The sequence below is a fragment of the Serratia sp. PF-27 genome (assembly GCF_030053255.1).
Classification (GTDB): Bacteria; Pseudomonadota; Gammaproteobacteria; order Enterobacterales; family Enterobacteriaceae; genus Serratia; species Serratia bockelmannii.
On record NZ_JASGBT010000015.1, the window covers coordinates 278263 to 297438 of the forward strand.

The following is a 19176-nucleotide window of genomic DNA, read 5'->3' on the forward strand; positions in this document are numbered from 1 at the left end:
CCTGACAATTATTTTTCTTTATTTTTTACAGTCATCAGTCTGCCCGTTCGGCGGGAGCGCCACACAACCGTGCGGCGTTCTACGATGGGGTGAACTCTTTTAAGGTGTTCCAAACATAAATGCGCGCTGCCTGGCTTGCAGCAAAAATCTAAAATACACAGCGTACCGCCCTCATCCCATTCTGAGTTATGGAGAAGAAACTGCGGATCGTTAATAAATCGACTCAGCGTCTCATCTTTCAGGTAGGCCCAGGTTATATACCCTATCGGGTTATCCAAATGGTCGAATAATATTTTAAATTGGTTTTGATTAATCGCTTCCTGAGTCCATAGCTGCAACGTTTTTATATGGTACAAACTGTAATTTTTATTCATCAACATACAGTTAACGGCGAAGCCCAGGCTCTCGTATTGACTGAACCTACTTTTACCCTGCTGGTTTTCTTTGATAAAACTCACGAAATATCCTCAGCGTTGTTATTGTAATACGTTGATCGCCTGGCGCTCGAAACGGTCGAGATAGGTTTGCAATTGTTCGGTGATCTCGCTGACTTCGCCGCGCCAGCCGGAAATTTCTTGAAAAATCACTTCACGGCGCATGAACGTGCGGGAACCCAACCTTCTGGTGACGGTCTGCTTCATCGCCAGTTGTAATCCGGCGGAGGTTTGAGCTGCTGATGTTTCCTGAAGGTATTGCGCGTATAACCGACGGAACGCCAGAGAAAATCTCTCCTCCGCGGTCGTACCCTGTTGTTCGGCGGGAACCCTTACGGGTGCGTCGATGAGCCGGTGCAATAGGGCAATCGCCGGATGAGCATTCCCCAGGCCAAGACCTTGTCGACGGGTAAAGACGCCGGGAGCCAAATCGAACATTTTTTGCAAGCGTTCGCCTAAGGCGAACCACTCGGCGGTGAGAGGCAGGCGTTGTAAAAATGCAGGGTCAAAACCCGCCATACCGAGATTATCCAGCAGGCAGGCTCGTTTATAGGCCATGTTGAAGGCCGCACCGATGCCTTGGTGCGCTGCCGCGAGAAATGCCGGGCCGAATTGATGCTTGGCTAAATAAAAAGCGAGATCTTGCAAGCCTCTCAGCAACAAAGGGGCGTCTTCATTGAGCTTGTTGTGTTGAATGTAGCTGCGCCCGGAATCGCGACGTTCTGCGGGAAAAACACTGCGAACACCATGAAAGTCCAGCAGCCTACCGGCCATATCGCAATTGGAGGGTGAGGTCATCATCACCAAATGCCGGGTGCGGCAGTACGCGATCTGCGTCGCGAGACGCCGGGCAAGCTCGCAGAGCCCGTAGAATGCTTGTTCTTCCTGGGGCAATGCCAACCAGCTTGCGGCGTCAAACTCCGGGGGACGAGGCAGAAAAGCCGGTGCGGTGACAATCAGCTTTTCGACCCGCTGAATATCCGAAGGCTGCCTTTGCATCGCATCATGAGGATGATAGTAGGGTGCGCGGCAAAAATGTGCAGGGCGCACGACGGGCTCACGCACCAGCAACGCCTTACGGTTATGGGGACTTCTCGCCGATTCAGGAGAAATGGCGGCTAAGGGGCTATCGGTCACCAAGATCGCTTTATTGGGCACGGCACCGTAAGGCAGCAGTTTGGCCATGACGTTCCCCCATAATGCCTCCAATACTGCGCCGGTCATCGTCAACTCGCCATCGACATGCTTTGCCCCTTGACCGACTAACGCATTAGCCCCAATACCTTTAACCTGCCAACGCCCATCAAAGCCACAGCGTGCTCCGCCGCCGTTGCGCGAAATAGCGCCGCCGCCATAACGTTCGGCGAAAAAGACTTTTTCATCGTTTAAGCGCGGCGTACCATCATCAAAAATAGCATGGCGATTATTTTCTTCGATGAGATAGCTGGTCTCTTTTTTCAGTTCGTCTTGTTCAGCAGGGCTTAATGCATTGTGCCAGAGTAATTGAGAACCTGTCTTTTTTGCGACGAAAGGGATCAAGCTTTCGTGAAGCATGGCGAGTTTTGTCATTTTTTAATCGTTATTTTTATTGGTGCAGAGTAAGTTAAATCCCGGCCTTATTGCACAAGGAATAATAAGACTGTTTTTTTAATTTGATGAATCCGGTGTTGAAAGTGAAGACGAAGGTGAAGGGCGGCCACCGCCACTGCCATTCCAGGTTGGGCCCATAGGAACCTGTGGAATAGCAACGTTAACCGGCATGTGTGGTGCGGCTTGAATAGCTATTTCCGTCCCGACGCCCACGGCTAAGGATACGGGGGTGGGTAATTTCGCTATTGTGCTCAGGCTACCGACAATGAGCGAAGTCGGATTATAAGAATCGTTGCCGTCAGAACCGTTAATACATGACAATTCAACTTCCGTTAAGGCTCTCATTTAAACTCCTTCTTGCGAGAGGTGATAGATAAAACAAGCGAAAAAATAATCGCCATCGGCAAACCATAACTGGCCGTGGTTTTAAGGGCGGCCGTATCCAAAAGGATCGCCTGGCGCTGCAGGCAGTAGTCTAAAAATACGGCAAGGGGAAATATCAAGAACAGCATAACGATGTGGTACGTGCGCACGCCTTTTTTCTTCGCGTTTTTATAGATCGCACTGATAATGAGGATGAAAATGACAATAAGAACTATTTCCGTTATAAGATACAATTTGATTAGCTCCATTAATCAAAATTTACATCAAGTTACATTGGGTAACCTGATAAGTCAACAGGGTATTTTATGATTCCTCTTTATTTATCATAGTATTGAATTAATTAATCATAAAATGATTACCTTTTGTGACTATGTGTCGATGATGAAAAATAAAGATGTCAAAGAAGCGTTTGGCCGCGGTCGGCGAGGCGGTTAACTTCTAATCACTTGTTTTTGCTCAAACTGCCAACTGCGCCTAAGCTAGGTGATGACTCTGAGGGAGCCATTCCCCGAGACCTTATTCCGTGAACATGGAGGAGTTTCGATTTGATGCGTTTATCCACATTGGTGCTGGCGATCGGCATGGCGCTGGGCTCGCAGGCACAGGCAGCAGAAACCCAACCTCACGCCGACCATAGTGCGCTGCCCAGCGGCCAGGCGAAGGAGGCTACCGTGACCGGTGAAGCCAATCAGCACGATAAGCAAAAGACCCAAAACCCGTTCTTCTATCAAAGCCGTCTGCCGTTCCAGGCGCCGCCGTTCAACCTGATCAAGGAAAGCGACTACGCGCCGGCGATCGAGGCGGGCATCAAGCAAAAGCGGGAAGAGGTGGAGAAGATCGCCAACAACCCGGCCAAGCCCAACTTCAAGAATACCTTCGTGGCGCTGGAGCAGGCCGGTTCGCTGCTGACGCGGGTGATGAACGTGTTCGGCGCCATGACCTCGGCCAACACCAGCGATGCGCTGCAGAAGCTGGATGAAGAAACCTCGCCGATGCTGGCGGCACTGAACGACGACATCATGCTCAACGGCAAGCTGTTCGCGCGCATCAAGGCCATCTATCAGGATCGCGATGCGCTGAAGCTGGATCCGGAATCGCGCCGGCTGGTGGAAGTGACCTACAAGAACTTCGAGCTGGCGGGCGCCAACCTGTCGGACGCCGACAAGGCCAAGCTGAAGACGCTGAACCAGGAAGCGGCGACGCTGAGCACCCAGTTCACCAACAAACTGCTGGCGGCGAGCAAAAACGGCGCGCTGGCGATAACTGACCAGGCGAAACTGGACGGTCTGTCCGAAGGTGAGCTGGCCGCGGCAGCGCAGGCGGCCGCCGAGCGCAAGCTGGAGAAACAGTGGCTGTTGGTGCTGCAGAACACCACCCAGCAGCCGCTGCTGCAGAGCCTGAAAGATCGCGACACCCGCCAAGCGCTGTTCGACGCTTCCTGGACGCGCGCGGAGAAGGGCGACGGCAACGATACCCGCCAGACCCTTTCCCGTCTGGCCAAGGTACGCGCCGAGCAGGCCAAGCTGTTGGGCTACCCGAACTACGCCGCCTGGAAGCTGCAAAACCAGATGGCCAAGACGCCGGATGCCGCCTTGAGCTTTATGCGCAACATCGTGCCGGCGGCCACCGCGCGCGCCGAGCGTGAAGCCAAAGACATTCAGGCGGTGATCGATCAGCAGAAAGGCGACTTCAAGGTGCAGGCCTGGGACTGGCAGTTCTACGCCGAACAGGTGCGCAAGGCCAAGTACGATCTGGACGAATCGCAGATCAAACCTTACTTCGAGCTGAACAACGTGCTGAACAACGGCGTGTTTTACGCCGCCAACCTGCTGTACGGCATCAGTTTCAAAGAACGCAAGGACATTCCGGTCTACCAGCCGGACGTTAAGGTGTATGAAGTGTTCGACAAGGACGGCAAATCGCTGGCGCTGTTCTACACCGACTACTTCAAGCGCGACAACAAGGGCGGCGGCGCCTGGATGAGCAACTTCGTCGATCAGTCGAAGCTCAACGGCACCAAGCCGGTGATCTACAACGTCGCCAACTTCACCAAACCGGCGCCGGGGCAGCCGGCGCTGCTGTCGTATGACGACGTGATCACCATGTTCCACGAGTTCGGCCACGCGCTGCACGGTATGTTCGCCGATCAGGAATACCCGAGCCTGTCGGGTACCAACACCGCGCGCGATTTCGTCGAGTTCCCGTCGCAGTTCAACGAGCACTGGGTCAGCGATCCGAAAGTGTTCAGCCACTTCGCCAAGCATTATCAGACCGGCGAGGCGATGCCGCAGGAACTGGTCGACAAGATCAAGAAGGCCGACAAGTTCAACAAGGGCTACAGCATGACCGAGCTGCTGTCCGCCGCGCTGCTGGACATGCACTGGCACATGCTGACCGCCGACCAGCCGCAGCAAGACGTGGACAAGTTCGAGGCCGAATCGTTGCAAAAAGACAAGGTCGATCTCAGCTACGTGCCGCCGCGCTACCGTTCCAGCTATTTCCAGCACATCTGGGGTAACGGCTACGCCGCGGGCTATTACGCCTATCTGTGGACGGAAATGCTGGCGGACGACGCCTTCCAGTGGTTCACCGAGCACGGTGGCCTGACCGCCGAAAACGGCCAGCGCTTCCGCGACATGATCCTGTCGCGCGGCAACAGCCAGGATCTGGAGAAGCTGTACATCGACTGGCGCGGCAAAGAGCCGAGCATCGAACCGATGCTGATCAACCGCGGGTTGAAGGACGAGTAACCGCGAGTGTGTTCATGCAGAGTAAAAGGCGCAGGAGATTGCGCCTTTTTACTTGGCGATCTTGATTGAAACATGAAAGGAACATGGATATGCAGGAGCTACTGAAAATTGGAAATTGGATTTTATCAACGTTCCAAAGTGGGACTTTAAATGTCATGGCATTAGGCGCCATCTTTCTTATTTTTAGATGGCTTTTCCGTGATATTTCCTCAATAAAACTCTTTGGTTTAATGTCAGATCGTTATCGTAAAAGGCTGGTTGCTGAGAAGAAAAACGGCATTGCGGAAAAAGAGCATGCGGAGATTGTTGATTTTGAAATAAAGCGCACGTCAATTAAAAAAATCATTGGAATCAGTAATTCACACATACAGAATGAAATGATTAAAATTATCATGAACTCCCATGAGTTACTGGGCCCCAAGTACTTCAGTAAATTTAATTTTTTCATGTCATTGAAGAGTGGGAAGGTCTTTGTCGATGAGGGGAAAATAAAAAGAAGATATAAAGATGCATTCTGGATGATGCTGTTTTCGTTTTCTTTCTTGATAGCTTCCTTTGTTAACCTCAGAAGCGATCCTCTTTTTGGATTCGCGCTTTTTGTTCTCTGGGGGGTATTTCTGTTGATATCAATCGCTGCATTCCCCCCATCTTGCGGGCTTAGAAAGAAAGCTCAAGAACACATAGACGCCTATTATTCAGATTCTGGGCGGTAATGTCGGAGCGCAAAATATTGCGCCCCCATCATTAATTCAGCGGTTCACCACCTTGGCCGGCAGGGCCACCACCAGCAGCGAGCTGAGCAGCAGGCAGCCGGCGAAGGCCCAGAGCGCACCGCCGCTCTTGCCGGTCAGATCCAGCGCCAGCCCCATCAGCGAATTGCTTACCAGCCCGGCGATGTTGGCCAGAGAACAGGCCAGCGCGAAGCCGGTCGCCGCCGCCGTGCCGCGCAGGAAGGTGGCCGGCAGGCTGAAGAACACCGGCACTGCGCCGATGATTGCCGCCTGGGCGATGGAGAACAGCAGCACCGTGGCCAGCGCATTGTGGGTGAAGAAGGTGCTGCCGGCCATCGCCAGCGCGCCGATGATAAACGGCACGATGATATGCCAGCGCCGTTCGCGCAGCCGGTCGGAACTGCTGCCGATCAGCAGCATGCCGAGCAGGGCGGCGACGCTGGGGATCGCCGTCAGGTAACCGATGGTGGTGATGTCGGTAACGCCGGCGGTTTTGATGAAGGTCGGCATCCAAAAGCCCATGGCGTAGGCGCTGAGCAGAATAGCGAAGTCGATGCCGCCGAGCATCCACACCTTCAGGTTGAAGAAGCCGTCGCGGAAGCTGTGCTTGCCGTGATCGGCCTCGGCGTCGTCGCGCGCCAGATCGTCGGCGATGCGCTGTTTCTCCTCGGGCGTCAGCCACTTGGCCTGCTGGTAGGTATTAGGCAACAGCCAGAAGGTCAGCACGCCCAACAGCACGCTGGGAATGCCCTCCAGCAAAAACAGCCACTGCCAGCCGTGCAGCCCGTGGCGCATGTCGAAATGGCCCATGATCCAGCCGGAGAGTGGCCCGCCGATCACGCTGGAGAGCGGCAGGCCGATCATGAACAGCGCGATGATGCGGCCGCGGCGATAGGTCGGGAACCACAGCGTAAGGTAAAAGAGCACGCCGGGCAGGAAACCGGCCTCCGCCACGCCGAGCAGAAAGCGAATGACGTAGAACTGGGTCGGCGTGGTGACGAACATGGTGGCGGTGGACAGCAGCCCCCAGGTGATCATGATACGGGCAATCCACATCTTGGCGCCGACGCGCTGCAGGATCAGGTTGCTCGGCACCTCGAACAGAATATAGCCGACGAAGAACAGCCCGGCGCCCAGACCAAAGGCCGCTTCGCTCAGCTGCAGCGCGTCGGCCATCTGCAGCTTGGCCAGCCCGACGTTGATGCGATCGAGGTAGGCCGCCAGGTAACACAGGCAAAGAAACGGGATCAGTTTCCAGGTGATTTTGCGGTACAGCAGCAGCGATTCTGCGTCCGCTTTCCCCGCCAGCGGGGTGTCGACAATGGCCATGATGTTGTCTCCAGGTGGTGCGTGTTGGCCTCCGCAGGAGGCGCCTGTTGTGTTTGCGTTGCATGGACGCCGCCCTGTTTCGGGCGGTCGCGTGAGGCGCTGTCTGCGCCTTCGTTATTGTCGTTGCAGGTGAATCGTTGACTCATAACCGGTTCAGGTAGTCGAGCGCCTCCCGTTTGTGCACCACGTCGCCGTATTTGCTGTCGATGTCGAACAGGTTGGCTTCGTGCGGGTCGGGGTGACGATCGCCGACGCACTCGCGCACCACCATGGCGCGGAAGCCGTGCTGCACCGCGTCCACCGCGCTGGCGCGGATGCAGCCGCTGGTGGAGCAGCCGATCATCAGCAGCGTGTCGATCCCTTGCGCCACCAGCAGCGGCGCCAGCGCGGTGCCGAAGAAGGCGCTGGCGTATTGCTTGCTCAGCACCACCTCATCGGCCAGCGGCGCCACCGGCGGGCAGAACGCCGCCAGCGGGTTGCCCGCCACCATGTCTTTCATCACCGGCGCTTTCTTCACCCACAGGCCGCCATCGGCAAAATGGCCTGCATGATAGCGGATATGGGTGTGGATCACCGGAATTCCCGTTCGGCGCGCGCAGGCCAGCAGCTCGCGGCTTTCCTCGACCGCGCTCACCACGCCCGGCGCGAACAGCGGCGCGCCTTCGGTGGTGTAGGCCTGCATAAAATCGATCGCCAGCAGCGCCGGGCGCCGGCCGAAGCCGATACGCTGGCCCCAGACGCCGCGATAGTTGTCGCTGAGGGTGTCGTTCATTCTGCCTCCTCAATAGGCGCCGGACAGCAGGGCGCCGGCGCCGGGGACGATCGGTTCCAGCTCCAGCGCGGTCAGCATCGCGTAAGTGGTGGCGATGGCGGCGGTGATCACCGGTTTGCCGGTTTGGGCCTCTACCGTTGGGACGGCCGGCAGCGAAGGCATCTGCACGCAGGCGGACAGCACGATAGCATCGACCTCGCGTAAATCCATCTCGGCGACGATCCCCGGCAGCCTGGCCGGATCGTGCCGGCCGACCTCGAGGTTGTCCGGGATCTCCAGCGCGCGCCACACCTTGACCTCGATGCCTTCGTGCTGGATGTAGTCCACCACCAGCTGGGTCAGCGGTTTCATGTAGGGTGCCACCAGCGCGATGCGTTTGGCGCCGATCACCTTCAGGCCGTTGACCAGCGCGCCGGCGCTGCTGATAACCGGCGCGGCGGCCTGATTGTCTTTCGTCACCTGCGCCAGCCGGGCCTGCGATTCGCGGTGATAGCCCAGCCCCATCGCCATGATGGCCACCAGGCAGGCGTAGCCGAGCACGTCGACCCGCGCGTCGGACAGCTCCAGCGCGCAGCGATCGGACTCGGCGTCCATCGCCGCCAATTCTTCTTTATTGACGTGTTTCATGCGCATGCGGCTGGAGTGAAAGGTGAAACGCTCCGGGCGTATCAGCTGGCGCGCGCCCAGCATCGCCGGGATCTCGGTTTCCATCGTGGTGTTGGAGCTGGGCACGATCTGGCCGATGCGGTAGTGGTTGCTCATGTCGGTGTTCCTCAGTTAATCCAGAAAATCGCCCAGGGCGCGGAAGAAGCCGTCGAAATCGTCCCACGGGATCATGTGTCCGGCGTTCTCGACCTCGACGATGGCGATCTCCGGCTGTAGCGCGCGGATCTCTGCCCGGTCTTCGGGCTGAATGACGCCGCCTTTGCCCGCGGCCATCAGCAGCGTCGGCATGGTCAGCAGCGGGTAGTCACGGTGGCTGTCCACCTGATGAAAATCGTCGTAGGCGCGTTGGATCGCCGGCTCGTAGCAGGTGTGCAGCCACTCGGCGCGCAGCCGGCGCTGCTCTTCGCTCCAGGTTGGGCAAAAGGCGCGCATCTGCTCGGCGCTCATGCCCGGCAGCGACTGCCGGATGGAGTCGGCGTACCACGGCCATTGGCCGGGATAGGCGCGGCGGCCGGGGCCGGAAACCGGCGGATCGACCAGCACCAGCCGCCGCACGCCGGCGGGCTGCAGAGCGGCGGCGCGCAGGGCGAAGCGGGCGCCCATCGAATGGCCGAGCAGGGCGTAACTGCCCAGGTTCAGCGCAGCGGCGAAGGCGTTGACGTCCTGTGCGCAGGTCTCTGCGTCATAAGCCAGTTCCGGGCCGCTGGACGACAGACCGCGGCCGCGCACGTCGAGCACGTAGACGTCGTATTTTTCCCCCAGCCGCTCGGCGACGAAGCCCCAGGTGATCGCCGGGCTGGTGATGCCGGGGACCAGGATCAGCGCCGGGCCGTGGCCGCCGTAGCGCAGATAGTGTTGGCGAATGTCGTTGGCGTGAACGTGGGCGCCGTAGAGGAAGGTGCTCATGCGGCGTTCTCCGATTTCAGCGCTTGCGCGTACAGGTCGTAGCCGTAGACCCAGGCCGGATCTTCCTGGGTGCGCAGGAAGGTGTTGGCGTTGGACACCGCCTGCACCCGGGAGGCGCGCTCCTTGCGGTTGGCTTCATACAGCTGGAAGGCGGTGCGGTAGTCGCCGAGGCCGGTTTCCTGCAGGCAGCGGGTCAGCATGGCGGCGTCTTCGATCGCCATCGCCGCGCCCTGCGCCATGTGCGGTTTCATCGGGTGGCAGGCGTCGCCAAGCAGCACCAGACGGCCTTCGCTCCACAGCGGCAGCGGTTTGCGGTTCAGCAATGGCCATTTGGTGACCTGTTCGCTGGATTCGATCAGCGCCTGCACGATCGGGTGGTAGCCGGCGAAGGTCTCGAACATTTCTTCGCGGCTGCTGTCGATGAAGCTGCCCTGGAAATCCCAGGCCGGGTGCGGCACGCCGCTGACGTAGTAATACTCGTCGCGCCGTTGGGTGGTGTAGTAGACCATCAGATGGCGATCCGCCGACCACCACTTCACGCAGTCTTCGAACGTCAGGTTGTATTTCGCCAGCTTCTCGCCGCGGATCAGCGCGCGGTGGGCCACCCAGCCGCTGTAGGTCGGCGCTTCAGCGCCCAGCAGGTGCTCACGAATGCGCGAATTGATGCCGTCTGCGCCGATCACGATGTCGGCGTGGGCCGAGGTGCCGTCGACGAAGTTCAGCACCACCTCGTCACCGCGATCTTCAATTTTGCTCAGGCATTTGCCGAAGTGCAGGGTGCCGGGCTGCAGCGCGGAGAGCTGCAACGCCTGCAAATCGCCGCGGTGCACCGTCACATAGGCGGCGCCGTACTCCCGGCGGGCGAAGGCGCCCAGTTCGATGCGCGACAGGTAGTCGCCGCTTTCGGCGTCGCGGCTGAACCAGAAATCGGGATGAGACGCCATCTGCTCCAACCGCTGCTCAATACCGAGACGGCGGAAAATCTTCAGTACGTTCGGCCCCATGTGAATGCCGGCGCCAAGGCGTGAGAACGCCGGGCTCTGTTCATACAGATCGACGGTAAAGCCGGCTTTTTGCAGCAGCCCGGCGGCGGCGGCGCCCCCCAGCCCGGCGCCGACGACGGCGATGCGTGGTTGTTTGCTCATCATGTTTCCCCTGTCTGTTGGCTTTTTTCAGCGTAGGCCCAACGCGTGGCTGGACGATCGATTTATAGTGTATGCACTAGATAACGCAAAGTTGCAAAAGTGTTAAATCAGATCTTGCTCACGCTAATTGACGGCGTATTACTGTTAAACTCATGTTAATCACAGGATTGATGCGGGATGAAATAGGACTTTCTTATGGTGGATATTCGCAGCTTGCTTTCCTTTGCTTTTTTGACTTAGATAAAATGAGTGTGTTCACTTTAAATTGTTTGAAAAATCACCGCCGCCTTGCGGGCGTCGGTCACCCTTGACGAGACAGGAGACAGGCCATGGCGGTCAATGAAACCCAGTTGGTACAGCTGTTCGAGCAGGTGCTTACGCTGTCGAAGGTCGATGCTTCGCAGAGCGTGGCGATTTTGAAAAGCCATTATTCCGATGCGCGCACGGTGCGCGCCGCGACCGACGCAGCGCTGCGGCTGGGCGCCAAGGTGTATGCCGTCGAACTGCCGGCGTTCAACCATCCGCGAGCGATGGGCAACGACATGACCGCCTATTGCGGCGATACCGCGCTGACCGGCAATCTGGCGGCGCAGCGTGCGCTGGAGGCCGCCGACCTGATCGTCGATACCATGATGCTGCTGCATTCGCCGGAGCAGGAACAGATCCTGAAAACTGGCACCCGCATCCTGCTGGCGGTGGAGCCGCCGGAGGTGCTGGCGCGCATGTTGCCCAACGCGGAGGACAAGGCGCGGGTGCTGGCCGCCGCCGCCGTGCTGGAGCAGGCGAAGCTGATGCAGGTGACCTCCGCCGCCGGCAGCGATTTCCGCGCGCCGCTGGGGCAATACCCGACGGTGACCGAGTACGGCTATGCCGATGAACCGGGGCGCTGGGATCACTGGCCGAGCGGTTTCCTGTTCACCTGGCCGAATGAGGAGCAGGCGGAAGGGGTGCTGGTGCTGGAGGTCGGCGATATCTTGCTGCCGTTCAAAAGCTATGCGCGTGAACGCATCACGCTGGAGATCGAACAAGGGTTCGTTACTCGCATTCACGGCGGCTTCGAGGCGGAATACCTGCGCGAATACATGAAATACTTCGACGATCCGGAGGTGTACGGCATCTCGCACATCGGCTGGGGCCTGCAGCCGCGCGCCCAGTGGACGGCGATGGGTCTGCACGACAAGAACGACGGCATGTGCATGGACGCGCGCGCGTTCTACGGCAACTTCCTGTTCTCCACCGGGCCGAACACCGAAGTGGGCGGCACGCGCAAAACGCCTTGCCATATGGACATCGCGCTGCGCCGCTGCGACATCCGCCTCGACGGGCAAACGGTGGTGGCGGACGGGGAAGTGGTGGCGCCGGAGGCCTCGCGCGTGCGCCGGGCGTAATCGTTGCTGCCAACGGCGGGGGTTTGTACTATTCTCGTGGATTCCATAGATGGTGAGAGTAACGCAATGACGCCCCCCGAATACCCGTCAGCCGTGAGCGGCCAACCCGAAAATTATCATTTTACCGAGCAAGTCGGGCACCTGCTGCGCAAGGTTTATCAGCGCCACCTGGCGATTTTCCAGCAAAACGTCGGCGATTCGCAGCTGACGGCGGTGCAGTTCATCACCCTGTGCGCGGTGCGCGATATGGGGCCGAGCTCGCTGACCGAGCTGGTGCAGGTGACGGCGGTGGATCAGGCCACCATACGCGGTATCGTCGAACGGCTGAAGGCGCGCGATCTGATCACGGTGACGCCGGATCCGATCGATCGGCGCAAGGTGGTGGTCGGCCTGACCGACGCCGGCGCCGTGCTGCTGACGGAAACGGTGCCGCAGGCGGCGAAAATCACAGAGCTGACGTTCGGAACGCTCAACCCGGCCGAACGGATAGCGCTGATATTCCTGCTGAATAAAATGCTGGAAGATCCGCCCACCGGCTGATTCGCCCGCGCAACGTCGGTTGCCTGGTGGTCGGCGGCGAGAGGCCAGCCCATAAGATCATCACGTGCAGGCGGAGACGCGAACAATGGCGATATCTGAAGTGCAATCGCTCAGGGATGGCGCGAAAACCACGCTGACGGAGCATCCGCTGATGCTGTCGGTGAACGGCGAACAGCTTCATGCGCAGGTGATGGCGGATACGCCGCTCTTGCTGGTACTGCGCAACGATCTGGCGCTCAACGGCCCGAAGTACGGCTGCGGCCTGGGCGAATGCGGTGCGTGTACCGTGTTGATCGACGGCGTGGCGGCGCGCTCCTGCGTGATCCCGGCGCTCGGCGTGTCCGGCCGGGCGATCGTGACCCTGGAAGGCCTTGGCGATCGCCAGCGCCCGCACCCGGTGCAGCGTGCCTTTATCGAAGAGCAGGCGGCGCAATGCGGCTACTGTCTCAATGGCATGATCATGACCACCAAAGCCCTGTTGGATCGTAATCCCGCCCCGAGCGAGGCGGAGATCCGTCAGGCGCTGTCCGGCAACCTGTGCCGCTGCGGCACCCATCTCGAAATCCTGCGTGCGGTTCAGCGCGCCATCATTCTCTGCCGCGATGAGGACGCCCACGCCCATGACTGATTCCCGTGCCCCATCGCCGAGCCAGGCCGACTTGCTGCAGCGCGACGGCGTGCTGCTGATCGTCGACAGCGTGCAACCGCCGCCGGGGCTGGTGCCCAAAGGGCAAACGCCGGTGCTGAAGCCCAAAGAGCAGGGGCTGTTTATCGCCCTGTGCGGCAGCGGCGAAATCTATGCCTTTAACGGCCATGTCGATCTTGGCACCGGCGTGCGCACCGCGCTCGGGCAGATCGTCGCCGAAGAGTTGTACCTGCGCATGGATCAGGTGCAAATGGTGTTGGGCGATACCGAACGCGCGCCGAATCAGGGCGCCACCATCGCCAGCGCCACGCTGCAGATCTCCGCCGTGCCGCTGCGCAACGCCGCCGCCGAAGCGCGCCGTTGGCTGTTGCGCCAGGCGGCGCAGCGCTTCGATGCGCCGGTGGAACAGCTGACGCTGGAGGAGGGCGTGATCCGCAGCCCGCAGGGGCAGGCGCTCAGCTACGCCGAGCTGGTGGCCGGCGGTCATGTCGAGCTGTCGATTTCCGGCGACGCGCCGCTGAAACCGCAGGCGGAGTATCGCCTGGTGGGCACCAGCGCCGCGCGCGTCGATATTCCGGCCAAGGCGACCGGCGAAACCACCTACGTACACGATATGCGCCTGCCGAACATGCTGCACGGCAGGGTGGTGCGGCCGCCCTATGCCGGGTACGACAGCGGCGAATTTGTCGGCACCAGCCTGTTGGCGGTGGATGAAACTTCGATCGCGCATATTCCCGGCATCGTCAAACTGGTGGTGATCGGCGATTTCATCGGCATCGTCGCCGAGCGCGAAGAGCAGGCGATCAAGGCGGCGCAGGCGCTGCAGGTCAGCTGGAAAGACTGGCGCCGCAATTTGCCGCAGATGACCGACGTGGCGCAGGCGCTGCGCGACAATCCGCACTCGACCCGGGTGGTGCACGATACCGGCGATGTGGACGCGGCGCTGGCGGCGGCCGACAGGCGTTTCACCCGCAGCTACCTGTGGCCGTATCAGCTGCATGCCTCGATTGGCCCTTCCTGCGCGCTGGCGGATTACCGGCCGGAGCGCCTGCAGGTCTGGTCAGGCAGCCAGAACCCGCACCTGCTGCGCGCCGATCTGGCCTGGCTGCTGGAATACCCGGAAGCGCAGATCGAGATCGTTCGCATGGAGGCGGCCGGTTGCTATGGCCGCAATTGCGCCGATGACGTCTGCGCCGACGCGGCGCTGCTGTCGCGCGCGGTGGGCAGGCCGGTGCGGGTGCAGCTGACCCGCGAACAAGAACATGTGTGGGAACCGAAGGGCACGGCGCAGCTGATGGAGGTGGACGGCGGGCTGGACGCCGCCGGGCACCCGGTCGCCTATGACTTTCGCACCTATTACCCTTCCAACGGCGCGCCGACGCTGGCGCTGCTGCTGACCGGCCGGGTCGAACCGCTGCCGGTGGCCTATGAAATGGGCGACCGCACTTCGGTGCCGCCTTATGCGTATCCGGCGCTGCGCGTCAGCATCGAGGACATGGCGCCGATCGTGCGCGCCTCCTGGATGCGCGGCGTTTCCGCCTTGCCGAACACCTTCGCCCACGAATCTTATATCGATGAGCTGGCCCACGCCGCCGGCGTCGACCCGCTGGAATATCGGCTGCGCTATATCCATGACGAACGCGCCAGTGAACTGATGCGCAGCACCGCAGAACGCGCCGGCTGGACGCCGCACACCGAACCGATGCAGACCCCGGCGGAAGACGGCGTGCTGCGCGGGCGCGGCTTTGCCTATGCCCGTTACATCCACAGCAAGTTTCCCGGCTTTGGCGCGGCCTGGGCCGCCTGGGTGGCCGACGTGGCGATCGACAAAGCCAGCGGCGAAGTGGCGGTGACGCGCATCGTGGTCGGCCACGACGCGGGCATGATGGTCAATCCGGACGGCGTGCGCCACCAAATTCATGGCAACGTGTTGCAATCGACCAGCCGGGTGTTGAAAGAGCGCGTGACCTTTGAGGAATCGACGGTCTCCGCCAAAGAATGGGGGGCTTACCCGATCCTGACCTTCCCGGAGGTGCCGGAGGTGGACGTGGTCATGATGCCGCGCCCTTACGATCCGCCGCTGGGCGCCGGGGAGTCGGCGTCGGTGCCCAGCGCGGCGGCCATCGCCAACGCGGTGTTCGACGCCACCGGCATTCGTTTTCGCGAGCTGCCGATCACCTCGGACAAGCTGCGTGAAGCGCTGAACGGGCCGGATGCCGAGCGGCAGGCCGCGCCGCTCAAGAAAAAGAAGCGCGGCAAATGGTGGTTCGGCGGCGCGGCGGGGCTGTTCGGCGCGGTGCTGGGCATCGCCGGCAGCGCCTTGCCATGGCGGGCGGAGATCGCGCCGGTGGCGACGCCCGGCGCCGGCACCTGGTCGGCCGCCACGCTGGATCGCGGCCGTCAGTTGGCCGCCGCCGGAGACTGCGCGGTTTGCCATACCGCGTCGGAAGGGGCGACCAATGCCGGCGGGCTGGCGATGGCGACGCCGTTCGGCACGCTCTACAGCACCAACATTACTCCGGACGTGGCAACCGGCATCGGCAACTGGTCATTTACCGCATTCGATCGGGCGATGCGCCAAGGCATCGCCCGCGACGGCCGCCACCTCTATCCGGCATTTCCTTACACCGCCTTCAGTAAAATGACCGACGGCGACATGCAGGCGCTGTACGCTTATCTGATGTCGCAACCGGCGGTGCGCCAGAGCAATCCGGCCAATCAGATGCGTTTCCCGTTTAACCTGCGGCCGCTGATGGCCGGCTGGAACGCGCTGTTCCTGCGCCAGGGAGAATATCAACCCGATCCGCAACAAAGCGCGCAGTGGAACCGCGGCGCCTATCTGGTCAACGGCCTTGGCCACTGCGCCGCCTGCCATTCGCCGCGTAATCTGCTGGGGGCGGAAAAGGGCGGCGCGGCCTTCCTGGCGGGAGGGATGGTGGACGGGTGGGAAGCGCCGGCGCTGAATCAATTGGCCAATGCGGACAAGCCCTGGACTGAGGAGCAGCTGTTTCAGTACTTCCGCACCGGGCATTCCGCCGAGCACGGCGTGGCGGCCGGGCCGATGGGGCCGGTGGTCAGCGAACTGGCGACGTTGCCGCAGAGCGATCTGCGGGCGATGGCCAACTATGTGATGTCGCTGAGCGCCAAGGCGACGCTGAATGTGGAACCGCAGGCGCAGTTGGCGGCCCGCGCGTTGCCTGCGGGTCAACTGGCGGGCGAGCGGTTGTTCCAGGGCGCTTGCCAGGCCTGCCACAGCGCCGCCGCCGGCGGGCCGCAGCTGTTCGGCGTCAGCCCGGATCTGGCCAATAACACCAATATCTTCAGCGATCGCCCCGATAACCTGATCAAGGTGATCCTGCAAGGGATCCCCAAGCCGGCCACCGCCGAATTGGGCTTTATGCCGGGCTTTAAGGACAGCTTTTCCGATCGGCAGGTGACGGCGCTGGTGAATTATCTGCGCCAACGCTATGCCGGCGACAAACCGGCCTGGCGCGACGTGGAGGCTCAGGTGGCGCGGTTGCGCGCAGAGCCTGGCACGCACTGAGCCGCCTCAGGCATGGCGCAGGAACGCTACCAGCCGCTGCGCCGGCAGCGGCAGCTGCGCCAGGTCACGCACCGCGATTGACAGACGCCGGGTCGCCCACTCGTCCGTCAGCGGCAGGGCGCCGTGTCGGATCTCCGGATGGCGTTGGGCGCTCTCTTCCGGCACCACCGCCAGCCCGGCGCCGCGCAGCACCATGCGGCAGATGGCGTCGAAATTAGCCGCACGCGCCCGCAGCCGCATCGGGCCGCCGCTGCGTATCGCCAGCTGTTCCAGATGCTGTTGCAGCGCACTCTCTTCCGGCAGGCCGATGAAATCAAAAGGCAGGGCGTCCGCAAAGCTGAGCGAGCGGCGGCCGCTGAGCGCATGCCCCGGCGGCAGCGCCAGCACCAGACGATCCTGGCGAAAAGGGTAGCTTGCCAGCCCACGCAGATCGGCGTGGTCCGCCACGATGCCGATATCCGCCGCCCGTTCGGCGATCGCCAGCGCGATGGCCGGGCTGGGCAGCTCCTCCAGCGCGATGTCGGTGTGCGGGTGCAGCACCAGAAAATCCGCCAACAGCTCCGGCAGAAAAGCGTCGGCGGCGACGGTATTGGCGACGATGCGCAGCTGGCTGCGCTGGCCCGGCGCGAACTCGGCCATATCACCCCGCAGCCGGTCGCGCTGTTGCAGCAGCACGCGCGCGTGTTGCAACAGGCGCTCACCCGCGGGCGTCGCCTGGACGCCGCGCGGATTGCGCGTCAACAGCGCCACGCCGGCCTGTTGTTCCAGCCCGCGCATGCGGGCGCTGGCGGCGGCCAGCGACAGCCCGACGCGCTCGCCGCCGGCGGTGATGCTGCCGGTTTCGAGCACCGCCACCAACAGCCGCAGATCGATAAAGTCAAAATGCATGCGTTCTTCCTCTGTCTTTGCCGCAGGCAGGCTCTGCCATTGCCGCATTGTGCTGCGGCGCGGCGCTGGCCACAATCGAGCCGTTGATTCGCCATAAGGATAGACGCATGTCGCTGACGTTACTCGAGATTATCGCCCTGACGGGCATTTTTACGCTGGCCGGCACGGTCAAAGGGGCGATCGGTCTGGGGTTGCCGACGGTCTCGATGGGGCTGCTCAGCCTGATGATGCCGCCGGGGCAGGCCGCCGCGCTGCTGCTGTTACCCTCGTTGATCACCAATCTGTGGCAGTTGCTGTGCGGGCCGAGGTTGGGGGCGCTGTGCCGTCGACTCTGGCCGATGATGCTGTGCGTCACGCTGGGCACGTTGCTGAGCGCCGGCGCGCTCACCGCCACCGACGGCCGCCTGGCGCCGCTGGCGCTGGGCGTTTGCCTGATCGGCTATGCGCTGTTGGGATTCACCCGTTTCGACTGGCGCGTTTCCGCCACGGCAGAGCCTTGGCTGGGGCCGCTGTGCGGCCTGGTGACTGGCGTGCTGACCGGCGCCACCGGCGTATTCGTCATACCGGCGGTGCCCTATCTGAACGCATTGGGCCTGGCGCGTGACGATCTGGTGCAGGCGCTGGGGCTGTCGTTCACCGTCTCGACGCTGGCGCTGGCCGCCGGATTAGCCTGGCATCAGGCGCTGCCCGCTACGCTGCTCGGCGGTTCGCTGTTGGCGTTGTTGCCGGCGCTTGCCGGCATGTGGTTGGGGGAGAGGGTGCGTCGTCATTGTCGCCCGCAGCTGTTCCGTCGCCTCTTCTTTATTGGGTTATTAATCTTGGGCGTTGAGATTATTTGGCGATTCAATTAATTGAATCGATAGCATCTGCGTGTAATTAGGTTCGGTATATTATTCTGGATTTTATTCCAATATAATTATTTTCAGCAGTGAGAATACACCTTCAGTCATTCTTGTCAAAAAATAGCCCTTATGACAGCGGTTCCTGCGCCAGTGGTTTCTGGGGAATGGCAGTTCTACAGGAAATGGTTATGGCGGCAATGGCACTGGACCGAGAGAGGCCAGAGAATCCAGAACCAAACGCTAATTAACAGCTGCAATCCCAGCACAGAAGTAAAATTCTGTGCTTTTATGGGGTATATGATGAATAAATATGTTGTTTTTATAAAGAGCGATGAATCAAGGGTGCAGAGAAAGGAAGTGGTTACACGAGAAATAATTAAAGATATGAAGCAGAAAGGGTTCAGAAAGCATCATATTGAAGTAGAAGCTGAGAACGAAAATGATGCCATTAACCAACTAAATAAGAACAGCAATGACTATTTGGACTCATTGAGAAATTTTTCCGGTGATTTATTGTTTTGCTCTGTTTGCGTCATTGTTATGGTCATGGTTTATTTATTCAATTGAGCCATAATCCAGTTTTGAATCATTCATTTTTTTATACTATCCGATTGCCCGCTA

Annotated in this window: 18 protein-coding genes; 8 read left to right on the plus strand and 10 right to left on the minus strand. The window is 60.4% G+C overall.

Going from position 1 to position 19176, the window contains the following annotated elements; all coding sequences use genetic code 11:
- Positions 1 to 8 precede the first annotated feature (8 nt).
- From QMZ29_RS06285 to QMZ29_RS06300, 4 genes are all read right to left on the minus strand, one after another.
- On the minus strand, positions 9 to 458 hold the full coding sequence (locus QMZ29_RS06285) for a toxin-activating lysine-acyltransferase (RefSeq protein WP_043143242.1): 450 nt from the start codon (positions 456 to 458) through the stop codon (positions 9 to 11).
- An 18-nt stretch (positions 459 to 476) separates the two neighbouring features.
- On the minus strand, positions 477 to 2003 hold the full coding sequence (locus QMZ29_RS06290) for an MchC protein (protein WP_197770224.1): 1527 nt from the start codon (positions 2001 to 2003) through the stop codon (positions 477 to 479).
- 78 nt (positions 2004 to 2081) lie between these two features.
- Positions 2082 to 2369, minus strand: a complete 288-nt coding sequence (locus QMZ29_RS06295; protein ID WP_125460888.1) for an E492 group microcin — start codon at positions 2367 to 2369, stop codon at positions 2082 to 2084.
- Positions 2366 to 2656, minus strand: coding sequence for a hypothetical protein (locus QMZ29_RS06300; protein ID WP_025302735.1), 291 nt, complete (start codon positions 2654 to 2656; stop codon positions 2366 to 2368). The genes QMZ29_RS06295 and QMZ29_RS06300 overlap by 4 nt, the downstream gene beginning before the upstream one ends.
- A gap of 300 nt (positions 2657 to 2956) precedes the next feature.
- Between QMZ29_RS06300 and dcp the strand changes: the two genes are divergently transcribed.
- Both dcp and QMZ29_RS06310 read left to right on the plus strand, forming a co-directional pair.
- Complete coding sequence (gene dcp / locus QMZ29_RS06305) at positions 2957 to 5158, plus strand: peptidyl-dipeptidase Dcp (protein WP_147823760.1); 2202 nt, start codon at positions 2957 to 2959, stop codon at positions 5156 to 5158.
- An 89-nt stretch (positions 5159 to 5247) separates the two neighbouring features.
- Positions 5248 to 5871: a hypothetical protein gene (locus QMZ29_RS06310; protein ID WP_043143238.1), complete on the plus strand. Its 624-nt coding sequence runs from the start codon at positions 5248 to 5250 to the stop codon at positions 5869 to 5871.
- 36 nt (positions 5872 to 5907) lie between these two features.
- Here the strand turns inward: QMZ29_RS06310 and QMZ29_RS06315 are convergent, their stop codons facing one another.
- From QMZ29_RS06315 to QMZ29_RS06335, 5 genes are all read right to left on the minus strand, one after another.
- Positions 5908 to 7218 carry an MFS transporter gene (locus QMZ29_RS06315; RefSeq protein ID WP_016927840.1) on the minus strand — a complete coding sequence of 437 codons (1311 nt, stop codon included), beginning with the start codon at positions 7216 to 7218 and terminating at the stop codon, positions 5908 to 5910.
- Between the two features lie 142 nt (positions 7219 to 7360).
- Positions 7361 to 7990, minus strand: a complete 630-nt coding sequence (locus QMZ29_RS06320; RefSeq protein WP_025302739.1) for an N-carbamoylsarcosine amidohydrolase — start codon at positions 7988 to 7990, stop codon at positions 7361 to 7363.
- A 9-nt stretch (positions 7991 to 7999) separates the two neighbouring features.
- Positions 8000 to 8752, minus strand: a complete 753-nt coding sequence (locus QMZ29_RS06325; protein ID WP_015377793.1) for a maleate cis-trans isomerase family protein — start codon at positions 8750 to 8752, stop codon at positions 8000 to 8002.
- 15 nt (positions 8753 to 8767) lie between these two features.
- Entirely contained in the window at positions 8768 to 9562 is a 795-nt protein-coding gene (locus QMZ29_RS06330; protein WP_025302741.1) for an alpha/beta fold hydrolase, read from the minus strand.
- On the minus strand, positions 9559 to 10710 hold the full coding sequence (locus QMZ29_RS06335; protein ID WP_033645813.1) for an FAD-dependent monooxygenase: 1152 nt from the start codon (positions 10708 to 10710) through the stop codon (positions 9559 to 9561). Before QMZ29_RS06335 ends, QMZ29_RS06330 begins: the two co-directional genes overlap by 4 nt.
- Before the next feature lie 326 nt (positions 10711 to 11036).
- On the opposite strand from QMZ29_RS06335, the gene QMZ29_RS06340 reads away from it, so the two are divergent.
- The 4 genes from QMZ29_RS06340 (at position 11037) to QMZ29_RS06355 (ending at position 16825) form a co-directional block, all read left to right on the plus strand.
- A complete protein-coding gene (locus tag QMZ29_RS06340; RefSeq protein ID WP_025302742.1) occupies positions 11037 to 12095 on the plus strand; it encodes a 2,5-dihydroxypyridine 5,6-dioxygenase in 1059 nt (352 codons plus the stop codon).
- A gap of 66 nt (positions 12096 to 12161) precedes the next feature.
- Entirely contained in the window at positions 12162 to 12635 is a 474-nt protein-coding gene (locus tag QMZ29_RS06345; protein ID WP_049207179.1) for a MarR family winged helix-turn-helix transcriptional regulator, read from the plus strand.
- A gap of 85 nt (positions 12636 to 12720) precedes the next feature.
- A complete protein-coding gene (locus QMZ29_RS06350) occupies positions 12721 to 13263 on the plus strand; it encodes a (2Fe-2S)-binding protein (protein ID WP_025302744.1) in 543 nt (180 codons plus the stop codon).
- Positions 13256 to 16825 carry a molybdopterin cofactor-binding domain-containing protein gene (locus QMZ29_RS06355; RefSeq protein ID WP_261425937.1) on the plus strand — a complete coding sequence of 1190 codons (3570 nt, stop codon included), beginning with the start codon at positions 13256 to 13258 and terminating at the stop codon, positions 16823 to 16825. The genes QMZ29_RS06350 and QMZ29_RS06355 overlap by 8 nt, the downstream gene beginning before the upstream one ends.
- 6 nt (positions 16826 to 16831) lie before the next feature.
- Here QMZ29_RS06355 and QMZ29_RS06360 read toward each other — a convergent pair whose 3' ends face one another.
- Positions 16832 to 17713, minus strand: a complete 882-nt coding sequence (locus QMZ29_RS06360) for a LysR family transcriptional regulator (protein WP_282981031.1) — start codon at positions 17711 to 17713, stop codon at positions 16832 to 16834.
- 107 nt (positions 17714 to 17820) lie between these two features.
- Between QMZ29_RS06360 and QMZ29_RS06365 the strand changes: the two genes are divergently transcribed.
- Together QMZ29_RS06365 and QMZ29_RS06370 are read left to right on the plus strand one after the other, a co-directional pair.
- Positions 17821 to 18564, plus strand: coding sequence for a sulfite exporter TauE/SafE family protein (locus QMZ29_RS06365; RefSeq protein ID WP_197770234.1), 744 nt, complete (start codon positions 17821 to 17823; stop codon positions 18562 to 18564).
- Between the two features lie 291 nt (positions 18565 to 18855).
- Complete coding sequence (locus tag QMZ29_RS06370) at positions 18856 to 19122, plus strand: hypothetical protein (protein WP_043143311.1); 267 nt, start codon at positions 18856 to 18858, stop codon at positions 19120 to 19122.
- Positions 19123 to 19176: the final 54 nt, after the last annotated feature.